9 protein-coding genes are annotated in these 13,181 nt (G+C 65.3%); 4 read left to right on the top strand and 5 right to left on the bottom strand.

Annotation, left to right across the window (positions count from 1 at the left end; translation table 11 throughout):
- Nucleotides 1–4: 4 nt before the first annotated feature.
- The 3 genes from D2V07_RS16255 to D2V07_RS16265 all read right to left on the bottom strand — a co-directional run bounded on the left by D2V07_RS16255 (nucleotide 5) and on the right by D2V07_RS16265 (nucleotide 6,882).
- Nucleotides 5–4,756: an NAD-glutamate dehydrogenase gene (locus D2V07_RS16255; protein ID WP_119587961.1), complete on the bottom strand. Its 4,752-nt coding sequence runs from the start codon at nucleotides 4,754–4,756 to the stop codon at nucleotides 5–7.
- Between the two features lie 426 nt (nucleotides 4,757–5,182).
- Complete coding sequence (locus D2V07_RS16260; protein ID WP_119587962.1) at nucleotides 5,183–6,163, bottom strand: LLM class flavin-dependent oxidoreductase; 981 nt, start codon at nucleotides 6,161–6,163, stop codon at nucleotides 5,183–5,185.
- Nucleotides 6,160–6,882 carry an alpha/beta hydrolase gene (locus D2V07_RS16265; RefSeq protein ID WP_119587963.1) on the bottom strand — a complete coding sequence of 241 codons (723 nt, stop codon included), beginning with the start codon at nucleotides 6,880–6,882 and terminating at the stop codon, nucleotides 6,160–6,162. The genes D2V07_RS16260 and D2V07_RS16265 overlap by 4 nt, the downstream gene beginning before the upstream one ends.
- A gap of 256 nt (nucleotides 6,883–7,138) precedes the next feature.
- Between D2V07_RS16265 and D2V07_RS16270 the strand changes: the two genes are divergently transcribed.
- From D2V07_RS16270 to D2V07_RS16285, 4 genes are all read left to right on the top strand, one after another.
- Entirely contained in the window at nucleotides 7,139–7,630 is a 492-nt protein-coding gene (locus D2V07_RS16270) for a 3'-5' exonuclease family protein (RefSeq protein ID WP_119587964.1), read from the top strand.
- 71 nt (nucleotides 7,631–7,701) lie between these two features.
- The gene (gene thrS, locus D2V07_RS16275; protein WP_119587965.1) at nucleotides 7,702–9,720 is read left to right on the top strand and encodes a threonine--tRNA ligase; all 2,019 of its coding nucleotides are present in this window, start codon (nucleotides 7,702–7,704) and stop codon (nucleotides 9,718–9,720) included.
- 8 nt (nucleotides 9,721–9,728) lie between these two features.
- Complete coding sequence (locus D2V07_RS16280; protein ID WP_119587966.1) at nucleotides 9,729–10,472, top strand: sulfite exporter TauE/SafE family protein; 744 nt, start codon at nucleotides 9,729–9,731, stop codon at nucleotides 10,470–10,472.
- Between the two features lie 11 nt (nucleotides 10,473–10,483).
- Entirely contained in the window at nucleotides 10,484–11,221 is a 738-nt protein-coding gene (locus D2V07_RS16285) for a sulfite exporter TauE/SafE family protein (protein ID WP_119587967.1), read from the top strand.
- A 43-nt stretch (nucleotides 11,222–11,264) separates the two neighbouring features.
- Here the strand turns inward: D2V07_RS16285 and galE are convergent, their stop codons facing one another.
- Both galE and D2V07_RS16295 read right to left on the bottom strand, forming a co-directional pair.
- Nucleotides 11,265–12,284: a UDP-glucose 4-epimerase GalE gene (gene galE / locus D2V07_RS16290; RefSeq protein ID WP_233548473.1), complete on the bottom strand. Its 1,020-nt coding sequence runs from the start codon at nucleotides 12,282–12,284 to the stop codon at nucleotides 11,265–11,267.
- 100 nt (nucleotides 12,285–12,384) lie between these two features.
- The gene (locus D2V07_RS16295; protein ID WP_119587969.1) at nucleotides 12,385–13,179 is read right to left on the bottom strand and encodes a sulfite exporter TauE/SafE family protein; all 795 of its coding nucleotides are present in this window, start codon (nucleotides 13,177–13,179) and stop codon (nucleotides 12,385–12,387) included.
- Nucleotides 13,180–13,181 lie beyond the last annotated feature (2 nt).

Consider the following 13,181-nt stretch of genomic DNA (forward strand, 5'->3'; position numbering starts at 1 on the left):
CGTCTTACCCCAGCAACAGGTTACGGGCCTGGCTGGCGATCTGGGCAAGCATCGCCGGGGCGACCGGTGTGGCGGCCTGGGCACGGCGGACCATCCGGCGGAACTGGGCCACCGGCTTCTCGTTCGCTTCTGCCCATTCCTCGATCAGGGCCAGCGGATCACCGGCAGACTTGCCCCGCTTGCGTGCCAGCCCGCGGAGGAATTCGAAGCGCATGGCCTGGAAATCGCGCGCAAGGCCCGCCACCAGCAACCGCTCCCACGGATCAGACGGCGACATGACCGCCGCGCGCGACTGCGCCCAGTCAATGCCCAGCAGGCTGCCCAGCCTGATGAAGGCGTGGGCGAGATCGATCACGCCAATACTCGTTTCGCTGGCGAGGCGGGCGATGCCGATGGCACCGTCGAGCGCGAAGAGCTGGGCAACCTGCTCGGCCAGCTTGGCGGGCGCGCCCTTCTCGCACATGCGGGCGGCGATCTCTTCGACGTGGGCACGCGCCTCATCGCCCAGCAGGGTGTCGACGTTCTCGGCCAGTTCGGCGACCGTGTCGGCGATTTCCTCGCGCAACTGCGAAGGTGACATCGTGCCGCCGCCCGACCGCAGCAGGTCGGCGATATGGCCGCGCAGGGCCAGGGCCGCCTGGTCGAACAGCATAAGCCGCGCTGTTTCCGGCATTTTCGCGGTTTCCGCCGCGTGCCAGATCTCGTCCATTCCCAGCAGCTTGCTGGCCGCAACGAAGCCGTTACCGATCAGGCCCAGCCCGGCACCTTCTTCCTCGGCCAGTTCGAAGGGGTGCAACATGCCCATGCGGTTGACGACCTTGTTGGCCACTACCGTACCCACGATTTCATTGCGCAGCCGGTGCTCCAGCAACTGCTTGCGGAAACCTTCCTGCAGTTGCGGGGGGAAGTCGGCCAGCACCAGCGGGTCTGCCGCATCGTCGCCTGCCAGCGGACTGGATTCGACGGCATCCTGCAACACCAGCTTGGAGTGCGAGAGAAGGACGGCCAGTTCGGGCCGTACCAGTCCGCGACCCTCGCCGGAGCGGCGCTTCAGCGTTTCGGCATCGCCCAAGCCCTCGTTATCGGGATCGAGACCGCCCAGTTCCTCCAGCGTTTCGATCAGGCGGGCCTGCGCGCCGACGGTGCGGCTGCCGCCCTGCTCGGCGATGGAGAGGGCAAGCGCCTGCAGGCGGTTATCCTCAAGCACCAAAGCGGCCACTTCCTCGGTCATGTCCTTGAGCAGCGCATTGCGACGCTCTTCGGAAATGCGCCCGGCGGCGCGGGCCGCGGCCAGCGCAATCTTGATATTCACCTCGTTATCCGAGCAATCGACGCCTGCCGAATTGTCGATGAAGTCGGTATTGATGCGGCCCCCGTTCAGGGCGAATTCGATGCGCCCGGCCTGCGTCAGGCCAAGGTTTGCCCCCTCGCCGACAACCTTCACGCGCAGGTCTTCCCCGTCGACACGCAGCGCGTCGTTGGCGGGGTCCCCCACATCGGCGCTGCTCTCGTCGCTCGATTTTACGTAGGTGCCGATGCCCCCGAACCACAGCAGGTCGGCGGGGCTTTTCAGGATTGCCGAGATCAGGCTGTCGGGGTCGATCCCGCCTTCCTTCAGCTCGCTTTCGGCAATGCCGAGGGCGTCCATCGCGGTCTTTGTCAGATCGATCCGCTTCATCGTGCGGGGATAGATGCCGCCCCCGCGAGAGATCAGCTTCTCGTCGTATTCCGCCCAGTTGGACCGTTCCATCTCGAACAGGCGCTTGCGCTCCTTCCAGCTGGCGGCAGGATCGGGGTCGGGATCGATGAAGATGTGACGATGGTCGAAAGCGGCGATCAGCTTGATCGATTTCGACAGCAGCATGCCGTTGCCGAACACGTCGCCCGACATGTCTCCGCAGCCCACTACGCGCACCGGATCGGTCTGCACGTCGACGCCCATTTCAAGGAAGTGGCGCTGCACCGAAATCCACGCGCCACGTGCGGTGATGCCCATTTCCTTGTGGTCGTAACCGTTGGAGCCGCCGCTGGCGAAGGCATCGCCCAGCCAGAAATCGTGTTCCAGTGCGATGGCGTTCGCGGTGTCGGAGAAGGTGGCCGTGCCCTTGTCGGCGGCTACCACGAAATAGGGATCGTCCCCGTCGTGCCTGACGACACCGTCGGGATGGACGACCCTTTCGCCTTCGTAGTTGTCGGTGATCGACAGCAGCGCGCGGATATAGACCTTGTAGCTTTCCTTGCCCTCGGTGAACCATGCATCGCGGTCGATCGCCGGGTTGGGCAAGCGCTTGGGATAGAAGCCGCCCTTCGCGCCGGTGGGCACGATCACGGCATTCTTGACCTTCTGCGCTTTCATCAGGCCCAGCACCTCGGTGCGGAAGTCGTCGCGCCGGTCCGACCAGCGGATGCCGCCGCGCGCCACTGGTCCGGCGCGCAGGTGCACGCCCTCGACGCGGCGCGAATAGACGAAGATTTCGCGCCACGGAACGGGCTTGGGCAGGCCCGGCACCTGCGCGGAATCGAACTTGAACGCCAATGCATCTGCCGCCGAAGGCGCAAAGGCATTGGTCCGCAGGATCGCGCGCAGCGTCGTCCAGTAGAGGCGCAGGATGCGGTCGTCGTTGATGGCGCTGACTTCGGCCAGGCCGGAGCGGATCTCGTCGTCGATGCCCTCAGCGGTCTTGGCGCGGTCACCCTTGGTAGAGGGATCGTGCAGCGCGATGAACAGGTCGATCAGTCCGCGCGTCACCTTGGGCGCGGCGGCCAGCGCATCCACCACGGTGTAGATGGTGAAGGCGATGTTCGCCTGGCGCAGGTAGCGATAGAACGCACGCAGCCAATCCGTCTCGCGCGCGACCAGGCCGGACACCACTACCAGACGGTTGAACACATCGTCCTCGGCATGTTCGTTGAGGACGGCGGACACGGCCTCCTCGATATCGGCGGCGCGGGAAAGCACCTCGTCGTACCCCACGCCTGCGGGGAGACCCAGGGTGAAATCGTGGATCGTCCCGGCGTCCTCTCCCTGCAAGCTGGCGGGAATTTCGGACAGCACCCGGAAACCGAAGTTCTCCAGCGCGGGCACCGCGTCGGAGAGGGGAAGCGAACCGTGGTGCTGGTATACCTTCAGACGCAGCCGGTCCTCACCATCTGCGTCCGAGCGATAGAGCCGCACATCGCGTTCGCCGCCCTCTTCCTCGGCATGAGCGGCAAGCTGGCGCAGGCGACCGATGTCGGCGGCGGCCTCCGCAGCGCTGTAGGCGGTGCGGTAGAAGGCGGGGAAGCTCTCGGCATAACGCACTGCCAGGGCCGCGGCGCGGCTGGCATCCTCGGTCTTCAGCAGCGCGTCCTCCACCGCATCCTGCCAGCCGCGCAGCATGGCACTGAGCGCGTTATCGACAGCTTCGCTATCGACGCTGGTGCCCTTGCCGCGGAAATCCATGACGTAACGCAGCAGCGCCAGGTTGCCGCCTTCCACCATCAGACTCCAGTCGAGCGTGGTGGCACCGGTCTCGCTCTCCAGCAAGTCCTGGATCTGCAGGCGAACAGCGGTGGAAATCATGTCGCGCGGCAGCCAGACGAAGCCGAACACGTGCCGGCCCAGCGGTGCGGTGACAAGCGTTGCCCGCGGGCGCGGACGGTCCGTCAGGCCCATCATGGCGGTGGCGACGCGGGTGATGTCATCGTCGGAGAAGCTGATGATCAGGTCGTGCGGCAGAGCGGTAAGCGCGTGGACCAGCGACTTGTAATCGTGGCTGCCCGGCTCGAAATCCAGCCGGTCCATGATGATCTTGAGCTGCTGGCGCAGTACGGGCACGTTGTCTGGCGAGGTGACCAGCGCGGCGCTGGTCCAGATGCCGGCGTGAACGCTCAGCGCCTCCACCCTGCCATTTTCCATCAGCGGCACGATGAACAGGTCCAGCGGAACGCGGCGGTGGACCTTCGAAATGCGGTTGGCCTTCACGATCAGCGGCGCGCGGCCCTGGTTGCCCCTGCCGCCATCCTTGCTCCCGTCCTTGCCATCGAACCAGGCAAAGGCCTTGTCGAAGGCATCGTCGGCCAGCAGGTCGGGCGTGGAGCGGCGGCAGATGCCGTATTCGTCGCTCTGGCTGCCGTCGCGCTTGCGGGTGATGTGGCCCAGCTGGGTCATCATCCCGCCGCCCAGCCAGCGCAGCAGTGCCGCCCCTTCGGCATCGGGCAGCCGGTCGGCATCCTCGGCGATCGCATCGCGCAGCTTCGACCAGTCGGCAACCGCGGCGCGCACATCCAGGATGGCGGTGCGCAGTTCGGCCTCCAGCTCGCGCCGGTCCTTCGCGTCGATCCGGCCGGTCTCGATATAGACCCAGCTTTCCTTCTTCTCGCCCGTGGCTTCGCCCTCGGGCACGTCGACCAGCGCATCCTCGCGCCGGCGCACGGGCAGGATGGGGTGGACGAGCACGTCGATGGGCAATCCCCGCGCGGCCATGGTGGCGGCGATGGAATCGACCAGGAACGGCATGTCCTTGTTGATGATGGCGAGCCGCATGAAACGCCGGTCGCCCGATTCGGTGCGCAGCAGGATGGACGGCTTGCCATCCTCGCGGGTGCGCGCGGCCTCGACCACGAAGGCGGCGGCCTCGTCCAGTTCGTCGCCTTGCAGTGCAGTCTCGCCGGGCAGCAGGGAATCGCTGATCCGGTCCTTCAGCACGGCGGCAAAGCCCCGCTCTTCCTTGGTGAAATCCTTGAAAGCTGCGGACTTGCTGCTTGTCTTCGCCATGCGTGCCTGTCTCCTCTAGAGCGCGGCACCACAGCTGGCGCCGCGACTCCCTCTTCCAGCGATGACCCTTACCGGAAGTTCCCGATCGCCTCTATCCGTGTCGCCTGACAGAGGCGAGAAAAAAGTTACGTTGGAAACCTCTTTGTTGTTCCCTCAAGCGCCGGGCGGGGTGCGTCCGCACCCCTTGGCTTTCCTCGCATAAGCTCGGGCCCGCGTTCGCGCTTGCGGTCGCTTCGCGCCCGAATCCGGCGCGAGTCTTGTTGTAACTGGAAACGGTCCGCGACTAGCGGACCGCAAGGGCGAACGGCCGCCCGCAAGTGCCGCGCAGTCCGAAGGACGGAGCGAACAGCACCGAGGACGCACCCGCGGAGGCGGGTGCGAAAAACAAACACTCGGAGCCGAAGATCTACCGCAGAACCCCCTTCTTTATCCCAAACTTTCGATCGTCAGCCGCAGCGACTCTCGCCTTGCCGCGGGATCATGCGTTGCGCCCGATACGATGATTTCGTCTGCCTGCGTACGCTCCACGAACCGCCCGATCTTCTCGCGCACGGTGACAGGCGAGCCGACGGCGCGGGCGACATCCATGCCTTCCAGCATGGCGCGGGCCTGGGGCGGCAGAGTGTCGCGGTAGTCCTTTAAGGGCGGCGGCAGCTTGCCCGGTTCCCCGCTGCGCAGGCGCACGAAGCTTTGTTCCTGGCTGCTCGCCAGCAAGCGCGCCTCGGCATCGGTCTCGGCACACATCACGCTCATCGCGGCCATGGCATGGGGGTGTTCCAGCGCTTCGGAAGGACGGAAATCCTGCCTGTAGATGCGCAGCGCCTCGTCAAGGTGCGCAGGCGCGAAATGGCTGGCGAAGGCGTAGGGCATGCCCAGCCGCGCCGCCAGTTGCGCGCCGAACAGGCTGGAGCCGAGGATCCACATGTCCACCTGTGCCCCGCGTCCGGGCGTGGCGGTGATCGGCAGGGGCGGTTCGCCCGTGAACAGGGCGCGCAGTTCCGTCACGTCCTGCGGGAAATATTCGGACGCACTGCGCAAATCCTTGCGCAGCGCCTGGCCGATGATCGGCGCGGAACCCGGCGCGCGGCCAAGGCCAAGATCGATCCGGCCCGGGAACAGCGCGTCGAGCGCGCCGAACTGCTCGGCGATGACGAACGGGTTGTGATTGGGCAGCATGATCCCGCCCGCACCGATGCGGATCGTGTTCGTGACATGGCCGATGTGCGAGATCACGACCGAGGTCGCGCCGCCCGCGATGCCTTCGCTGCCGTGATGTTCGGCGACCCAGAACCGCTTGTAGCCCGCCTCCTCGGCTACCTGCGCAAGCTGGCCCGATTCGGCGATGGCTTCGGCGACATTGCTGCCCTCGCGCACGGGAACGAGATCGAGAACGGAGAGATCGGTCATAGCGCGGCCACCGTGCGCAGCAGCAGCGCGATATCGCCGTCCCGCGACAGGCGATGGTCGCCGCCTTTCACCAGCGTCACCTGCACATCTTCACTCTGCAAGGCAGCGGATAGGCGCGCCGATATTTCGGGCGGTACGTCGGTATCCTCCTGCCCGTGCAGCAAGCGCACGGGGACGGTAATGGGAATTTCGCGGTGAAGCAGGCGGTTCTCTTCCGCATCCTGCCAGAACTTCGCGTGGGTGGGGGTGGGATCGTAGCCGTAGTTGTTTTCTTCGAAGATCGTTTCTCCGGCGCGCAACTGGCTCTTGTGCACATCGGTAAAGCCCCAGTCCGAAAAGTCGGGGGCAGACGCGATGCCGACGAGGCCGTGCAGCCGCTCGCCCAGAGCCATGGCCACCAGCAGCATCAGCCAGCCTCCCATGGAAGAGCCGACCACGACCACCCTGTCCGAGGCGACATTCGCTCCGATCAGCGCCACCACCTCGTCCCGCCACTGGCTGAGCGAACCGTCGGCAAAGTCGCCGCTGCTTTCCCCGCAGCCGGAATAGTCCAGCAGCAGGCACTCGCGCCCGTTATAGGCGCACCAGTCGAACAGCGCGGTCGCCTTGCCGCCTGCCATGTCGGACATATAGCCGGGCAGGAAGACCACCGCAGGCCCGCTGCCGGTCGTATGGCGATAGGCGACCTGCTGGCCGCCGATTTCGAATTTTTCTGTCATCGCAAGGTTACATGGCAAGCGACGGGGTGCTCGCCAAGGGGATGGCGCGGCAAGATTTAGTGACATCGGCGCAAAGCGGCACTATGTCTGCGCCATGGCCAAACGTGTGACCACCACCACGACTACCACCACCTCGGGCAACCGGGGGCGGGTGCTCGTGGCCTGATCACGCACCCCGCCACCCGGTTTCGGGTGGCATCGCGCCAGCTTCCCGAAACCGGATTGACCAATTCGCTGGGCGCGAGGACGTGAAGCAATGCGATACTACATCGATACAGAGTTCAACGGCACCGGCGGCCAGTTGCTCTCCATCGCGCTGGTGCGCGAGGACGGCGAAGCCTTCTACGAAGTGCTGCACGCCCACGAACTGGTGGTGCCGTGGGTGAAGGAACACGTCGTCCCCTTCTTCGAGAAGGAACCGGTCGACCGGCTGACGGCGGTGAAGAAAATGCAGAAGTTCTTGCGCAAGGATAGCGGCCCGCACGTTTTCATCGCCGACTGGCCGGAGGATTTTGTCCACTTCAACACCATGCTGCTGCGCGATCATGGCAAGCGCAACGATCCGTTCCGCTATGCCTGCCTGCTGCTGAACCTGCCCGGTTTCGACACTGCGCTCGCCAGTCGCACGCCGCACAATGCGCTGGAAGATGCCCGCGCGCTGGCGCACTATGTGGAGCTGCATATGGCGGGGAAGACGGATGACATGGCACCCGAAGATCTCGCGCTTGTCCGAAAGGCTTGCGCTTGACGCCCACTTGCCTAGTCCACGCCCTGCAAGGCATAGGCCCCGACAGATATTCCCACGGAAGTTTTTGAAGCATGACCGAACTAGTCCAGATCAGCCTTCCCGATGGCTCGAAGCGCGCGATGGAGCCCGGCAGCACGCCGGGCGACGTGGCCGCCGCCATCGGCCCCGGCCTTGCCAAGGCCGCGCTTGCCGCGCGCGTGAACGGCGAAGTGCGCGACCTTAACCGCCCGTTCGACTGTGACAGCGACCTCGAACTCATCACCGCGCGTGACGAGGCCGATGCGCTGGAACTGGCGCGGCACGACTATGCCCACGTGCTGGCCGAAGCCGTGCAATCGCTGTGGCCCGGCACGCAGATCACTTTCGGCCCTGCCACCGACGATGGCTTCTATTACGACGTGAAAGCGCCCGACAATCGGGAGCCGTTCAGCATGGACGACCTGCCGCAGATCGAAGAGCGGATGCGCGACATCATCAAGGCGGACAAGCCGCTGGTGCGCGAGGTCTGGTCTCGCCAGCAGCTGATCGAAAAGTGGGAATCCGAAGGCGAAACCTACAAGGCTGAATGGGCGAAGGAACTGCCCGAAAACGAGGAACTGACGGTCTATTGGTCGGGCGAGCCCGGCGGCGATGATTCCTGGCTGGACATGTGCCGCGGGCCGCACCTTGCCTCCACCGGCAAGCTCGATCCGCAGGCGTTCAAGCTGATGCGTGTCGCAGGTGCCTACTGGCGCGGCGACCAGAAGAACGCGCAGCTCACGCGCATCTACGGCACCGGCTGGCTCAACAAGAAGCAGCTTCAGGCTCACCTCACCCGGCTGGAGGAAGCCGCCAAGCGCGACCACCGCAAGCTGGGCCGCGAGATGGACCTGTTCCACCTCCAGGAAGAGGCGCACGGCAGCGTTTTCTGGCATCCCAACGGCTATCGCATCTGGCGCGAGCTGGAGAGCTACATGCGCCGCAAGATGGACGGCTCGGGCTACCGCGAGATCAAGACGCCGCAGGTGATGGACGCGCGCCAGTGGGAACGCTCCGGCCACTGGGGCAAGTACCGCGAGAACATGTTCGTCATCCCCGACGAGATTCCGAATACGGAAGACGAGGGCGACCTGGTGTCCAAGGATGCCGACTGGATGGCGCTGAAGCCGATGAACTGCCCGGCGCACGTGCTGGTGTTCAAGCAGGGCATTACGTCCTACCGCGACCTGCCGATCCGGCTGGGCGAGATGGGCTGCTGCCACCGCAACGAGCCCCACGGCGCGCTGCACGGCCTGATGCGCGTGCGCCAGTTCACGCAGGACGACGCGCACATCTTCTGCACCGAGAAACAGGTGGTGGAGGAGGTGCGCTCCTTCATCGAGCTGGCGGACTCGGTCTACAAGGATTTCGGCTTTACCTACTCGATCAAGCTGGCGCTGCGACCCGAACAGCGGTTCGGAAGCGATGCGGACTGGGACAAGGCCGAGCAGGAACTGCGCGATGCCGTTAAAGAAGCCGGCATGATGAACGAGGAATACGGCTGGGAAGAACTGCCCGGAGAAGGCGCGTTCTACGCGCCCAAGCTGGAATGGCACCTCACCGATGCCATCGGCCGCACCTGGCAGGTGGGCACGATCCAGGGTGACCGCGTGCTCCCCGAGCGCCTGGACGCGACCTACATCGGCGAGGACGGCGAAAAGCACCGCCCGGTGATGCTGCACCGCGCGATCTTCGGATCGTACGAACGCTTCATCGGCATCCTGATCGAACACTTCGCCGGTCGCCTGCCGACCTGGCTCGCCCCGGTGCAGGCGGTGGTTGCCACCATTGTTTCCGATGCGGACGACTACGCGAATGAAGCCGTGGCGAAGCTGAGGGCGGCGGGCATCCGCGTGGACAGCGATCTTCGTAACGAGAAGATCAACTACAAGGTGCGCGAACATTCGCTGGCGAAAGTCCCGCACATGCTGGTGGTCGGCAAGCGGGAGGCCGAGGAGGGGACCGTCGCCATGCGCACGCTGGGCGAGAAGGAGCAGAAGTTCCTCTCGCTGGACGAAGCGATTGCCCTGCTGAAGGCAGAAGCAACGCCGCCCGACCTGCGCGGCGAATAGCAACGGCGATGGATTTGCTTGCCGGGTACGATCCGGTCCAGCTCGGCATCGCCCTTTTTGCAGCGCTGGGTTCGGCCTTCATTCGCGGCCTTACCGGGTTCGGCATGGCGATCCTGCTGGTGCCGATCCTCGCCCTTGCCCTGACCCCGGTCGATGCCGTGTTGCTGGCGAATTTCCTGTCGATCTTCATCGGGTTGTCGGAAATCGTGCGCCTGGTGCGCGGGGCGGAGCGGTCGGCCTGGATCATTTCCGCAATCGTGCTCGCCACCGCGCCGTTCGGCTTTCTCGCCTTGGCGTGGACATCCCCCGATGTCGCCCGCTTCGTGATTGCCATGATCGCGTTCTCCGCTTTCCTGGCAGTCCTGCTGCCGCGTCGACCCGCTGCACAGCCTGGCGCGGTGACGACGGGCGGCGTCGGCATCCTGAGCGGCCTGATGACGGGCTATGCCGGAATGCCGGGGCCGCCGGTCGTCCCCTACTATGTCGGCCGGGATCTCCCGCGCGAGACCGCCAAGGCCAGCATGATGCTGATCTTCACCTTTGCCCCCTTCGCCGGACTGATCACGGGCGGGACGCTGGGAGTGCTCGACTGGGGTCTGAGCCTGCTGGCCGCCTGCCTGTTTCCCGCCGTGCTGCTGGGTAACTGGCTGGGCAACCATGCGTCGGGCCGCGTGTCGGACCCGACCTGGCGCAGCATCGTGGGCATCGTTCTTGCCAGCGCTGCCGTCGCTGCATTCGTGCGGCTGGTCTAGGCTGCACGCGGGTGTTCGGCTTTCCCATCGAGGCAGTGATCGTCGCGGTCCTCGCGGCCATTGCGGCTGGCTTTATCCGCGGACTGGCAGGTTTCGGCCTGTCGGTGGTGCTGGTGCCGGTGCTGCAACTGGCCATCGCGCCCAGCGCAGCGGTACTGGTGGGCATTGTCTCGCTGTTCCTGATCGGGTTGACCGATGTGAACCGCATCCGCCGCGATGCCGACCCCTCGGCGATCCCGATCACGCTCCTGGCGCTCGCCTGCATGCCGCTGGGCCTGTGGGCGCTGGTAACCTTGCCGCCTGCGTGGGCGCGCATGCTGATCGCGCTCGTCTCTCTGGGTGCATTCGTGCTGGTGGTGGTGCCGCTGGGCAAGGTGGCGCTGCCACGCCGACCGGCGATGGCGCTATCGGGCTTCTTCACCGGGTTTTTCGGCGGGTTCGCCGGGATGCCCGGGCCGGGCATGGCACCGTTCTACCTGCGCGGTCGGCTGGAGCCGAAAGTGGCGCGCGCTTCCATGATGGCGATATTCCTGGTGCTGACCCCGATCGCGGCTGCGGTGTTCATCGCGCTCGGCATTGGCGGTCGCTCGGAAGTGGAACTGGCCGCGCTGCTCTTTCCCGCCGTGCTGGTGGGCGACTGGTTCGGCCATCGCGCCTTTGGCCGCGTCACACCGCGCCAGTGGCAGGTGGCAACGGCGCTGGTGCTGGGCGGGGCGGCGGTAGGGGCGCTCTATAAGCTGGCGAGTTGACGCTGCGACGAAGCAGCGCCGGGCCCCGCTACGGACCTCCCGTTCACGCTGACGGCTCTTCCCCGGCGCGGATATCAGACAGCTTCTGCTCCCATGCGAGGGCATGGGCGACGATGGTTTCCAGGTTGGCGTGGCGCGGTTGCCAGGGCAGCGTGGCCTTGATCCGGCTCGGGTCCGAAACGAGCGCAGCTGGGTCTCCTGCGCGGCGCGGCTCCAGGTGGCGCTCGATCTTGCGATTGGTTACCCGGTCGACCGCATCCAGCACCTCGAGAACGGAAAAACCCCTGCCGTAGCCGCAGTTCATCGTCAGCGACCGATCCGGGTGTTCGACGAGGGCTTCCAGCGCCAGCACGTGGGCATCGGCCAGGTCGCTGACATGGATGTAGTCGCGAACGCCGGTGCCATCGGGCGTATCGAAATCGGTGCCGAAGACCCCTACGGCCTCTCTCTTGCCCAGCGCTGCCTCGACGGCGACCTTGATGAGGTGCGTGGCACCCGCAGTCGATTGCCCGGTGCGGCGCTGCGGATCGGCCCCGGCGACGTTGAAATAACGCAGGGCGCAGTAATTCAGTGGATGGGCCGCGGCGGTATCGGCAAGCATCTGCTCCGTCATCAGCTTCGACCAGCCATAGGGATTTATCGGCTGCTTCGGCACATCCTCGGTGACCGGAGAGACATCCGGCACCCCGTAGGTGGCCGCGGTGGAGGAGAAGATGAAATGCGACACGCCCGCCTTCACGACCGCCTCCAGCAAGGCGCGGCTCTTCACCGTGTTGTTGTGATAGTACTTGAGCGGGTCCGCCACGCTTTCGGGCACGACGACCGATCCAGCGAAATGCATGACAGCGCCGATGTTCTGTTCGTCGAAAATGCGCGCAAGCAGGTCCTGATCGGCGATGTCCCCTTCGTAGAATGGAACGTCGTCCGGAATGGCGAAGGTGAAGCCGGTCGACAGGTTGTCGATGACCGCGACCGCCCAGCCTGCATCGCGCAGCGCCAGCACCGCGTGGCTGCCGATGTAACCGGCGCCGCCGGTGACCAGAACGGAAAACGTCTTTGCGATCAAATCATCACCCCTTTGGCTCCAACCTGCCATTGCCAGTCATGCACGGGTTGTAAAGTCTGCAGCCGCGACCCGTGCCACACTCCCTTTCGGCCCGCCCTTACGCCAGCAGCAGCTTGAGAGCGGAGACGGCCAGCATCGCCGCAAGGGCATAGCGCACGAAGGTTTCGTTCACGCGCCCGCTGACCAAAGAGCCGACGATGATGCCGGGTATCGATCCTATCAGCAGGCTGCCGAGGAGCCACACGTCGACATTCCCGAGGAGGCTGTGCCCCGTCGCTGCCACCAGCGTAAGCGGAACGGCATGCATGATATCCGTGCCGACGATGGTCTTTGTGGATAGCCGCAGCGGGTAAATCATCATCAGCACCACGGCGACCAGCGCGCCTGCGCCGACCGATGTCAGAGTGACGAGCCCGCCAATCGCCGCGCCGCTGCCCACGGTGAGGGCCAGTTGCTGCACCCGGATCGTTGGCCCGAGCCTCGCTTTCAGCTTCTGCATGGCCGGCTGGATTCTCGGCTTGCAGATCATCAGGATGGACGTGAGCAGCAGTGCGCCACCGAGCAACCGCATTAGGAGGGAGCTGTCGAGCCGCCCGCCCTGTATCAGCCACAGCCACAGCAGCGTCAGCACTGCTATGGGGATACTCCCCAGCGCCAACCGCCTGACCAGTTGCCAGTCGACCGTGCCCATGCGGTGGTGGACGGTTCCGCCTACCGACTTGGTGATCGCGGCGAACCACAGGTCGGTGCCGATGGCCAGCGCCGGGTTGATGCCGAAAAGCAGGATCAGGATAGGCGCCATCAGCGAGCCGCCACCGACACCGGTCAGGCCGACGAGGAAGCTGACGAAAGCTCCCGCGACGGAATAGCCCAGGTCTATGCCCCCCAGCATTG

This window comes from Aurantiacibacter zhengii (genome assembly GCF_003584125.1).
Taxonomy (GTDB): domain Bacteria; phylum Pseudomonadota; class Alphaproteobacteria; order Sphingomonadales; family Sphingomonadaceae; genus Alteraurantiacibacter; species Alteraurantiacibacter zhengii.

Bases quoted from the DNA above. Each gene is read 5' to 3' on its own strand.
- D2V07_RS16255 (WP_119587961.1), bottom strand. From the start codon at position 4,756: ATGGCGAAGACAAGCAGCAAGTCCGCAGCTTTCAAGGATTTCACCAAG.
- D2V07_RS16260 (WP_119587962.1), bottom strand. From the start codon at position 6,163: ATGACCGATCTCTCCGTTCTCGATCTCGTTCCCGTGCGCGAGGGCAGC.
- D2V07_RS16265 (WP_119587963.1), bottom strand. From the start codon at position 6,882: ATGACAGAAAAATTCGAAATCGGCGGCCAGCAGGTCGCCTATCGCCAT.
- D2V07_RS16270 (WP_119587964.1), top strand. From the start codon at position 7,139: ATGCGATACTACATCGATACAGAGTTCAACGGCACCGGCGGCCAGTTG.
- thrS (WP_119587965.1), top strand. From the start codon at position 7,702: ATGACCGAACTAGTCCAGATCAGCCTTCCCGATGGCTCGAAGCGCGCG.
- D2V07_RS16280 (WP_119587966.1), top strand. From the start codon at position 9,729: ATGGATTTGCTTGCCGGGTACGATCCGGTCCAGCTCGGCATCGCCCTT.
- D2V07_RS16295 (WP_119587969.1), bottom strand. From the start codon at position 13,179: ATGCTGGGGGGCATAGACCTGGGCTATTCCGTCGCGGGAGCTTTCGTC.